The 1,549-nt window shown below is 68.3% G+C and carries 1 protein-coding gene and 1 pseudogene; one reads left to right on the forward strand and one right to left on the reverse strand.

Going from position 1 to position 1,549, the window contains the following annotated elements; genetic code table 11:
* Nucleotides 1-852, reverse strand: an 852-nt coding sequence (locus tag RMO97_RS09260) for an NADPH:quinone oxidoreductase family protein (RefSeq protein ID WP_310540548.1), incomplete at its 3' end; no start/stop codon positions are given.
* Nucleotides 853-1,022: 170 nt separating this feature from the next.
* Between RMO97_RS09260 and RMO97_RS09265 the strand changes: the two are divergent.
* Nucleotides 1,023-1,549: pseudogene (locus RMO97_RS09265) on the forward strand (23S rRNA (adenine(2503)-C(2))-methyltransferase RlmN); the annotation flags it as partial.

Consider the following 1,549-nt stretch of genomic DNA (forward strand, 5'->3'; position numbering starts at 1 on the left):
GGCGAACAGTTCCGGGTTCTTGGTGGTCCAGGTGCCCCAGAAGACGCCGACGATGTCGCAGCCCTTCAGCAGGGCGAGGTTCAACGGGATCTTCGGGATGTCGCCGGCGGCGAACCCGATCACCAGGTAGCGGCCTTCCCAGGCGATGGAGCGCAGGGCGGGCTCGGCATAGTCGCCGCCGACCGCGTCATAGATCACATCAAAGCCGTTCTCGCCGCCGGCTTCCTTGAAGAGGGCGCCGAGCGCCTTCTGGCCGTCGCGGTCGAAGGGGCCGCGGCCATAGACGACGCCCGCGTCGGCGCCGTGCTTGATGGCCAGGTCGCACTTCTCCTGGGACGAGCAGGCGGCCACGACGCGGGCGCCCATGGCCTTGCCCAGCTCCACGGCCGACAGGCCGACGCCGCCGGCGGCGCCCAGGACCAGCATGGTGTCGCCGGCCTTCAGGTGACCGCGGTCCTTCAGGGCGTGATAGCTGGTGCCGTAGGTGAGGATGAAGGCCGCCGCCACGTCGTGGGGCATGCTGTCGGGGATGTGCCACAGGCGGTTGGCCGGCAGCAGGACCTCTTCGGCCAGGCCGCCCCAGCCGGTGTTGGCGAGAATCCGGTCGCCGACCTTCACATTGGTGACGCCTTCGCCGATCGCCTTGACCACGCCCGACAGCTCTCCGCCGGGGGAGAAGGGCCGGGGCGGCTTCATCTGGTACTTGTCCTCGATCATCAGCACGTCGGGGAAGTTGATCCCCACGGCCTTGGTGCTGATCACGGCGAAGCCGGGACGGACTTCCGGGGAGTCCACATCCTCGTAGGACAGGGTCTCAGGGCCCCCGGTGGTCTTGCTCAGCAGCGCCTTCATCGTCGTCTCCCGGACATCGTTTTTCGAAAGTTGGCGGACGCTAGCGCAGCCCTCCTTCGCGCGGAAGTCCGGCGCCGAACATTTGTTTGACCACGACGGAGATGGGCTGATTTGGCGTGGGAGGCGCCAGGCCCTATATTGGCGGCCTTCCAGTCAGCGAGTTCCTCCCCTTGGGCTTCACCCTCGACCTTTCGCGCGCCGCCTCCGTGGCGGCCGCCCCGACGAAGCCGAACCTCTGCGGCCTGACCCGCAAGGGCCTGGTGGAGACGCTGATCGCCGCCGACGTGGTCCCGGCCCCCAAGGCCAGGATGCGCGCCAACCAGATGTGGCGCTGGATCCACCACTACGGCGTCACAGACTTCGAGGCGATGACCGACATCGCCAAGGAGACCCGCGCGGTCCTGGCCGACGCCTTCACCCTGACCCGGCCTGAGATCGTCGAGCGCCAGGTGTCTAAGGACGGCACCCGCAAGTGGCTGATCCGCATGGCGCCGGGCATCGAAGTGGAGACCGTCTACATCCCCGACGTCGGCCGGGCCGGGGCGCTGTGCGTCTCGTCCCAGGTGGGCTGCACGCTCAACTGCACCTTCTGCCACACCGGCACCCAGGCCCTGGTGCGCAACCTGACCGCCGCCGAGATCGTGGCCCAGGTGCAGGTGGCCCGAGACGACCTGGAGGAATGGCCGTCCCCCAAGGA

Origin of the sequence: Phenylobacterium sp. (genome assembly GCF_031425575.1) — a bacterium.
Taxonomy (GTDB): Bacteria; Pseudomonadota; Alphaproteobacteria; order Caulobacterales; family Caulobacteraceae; genus Phenylobacterium.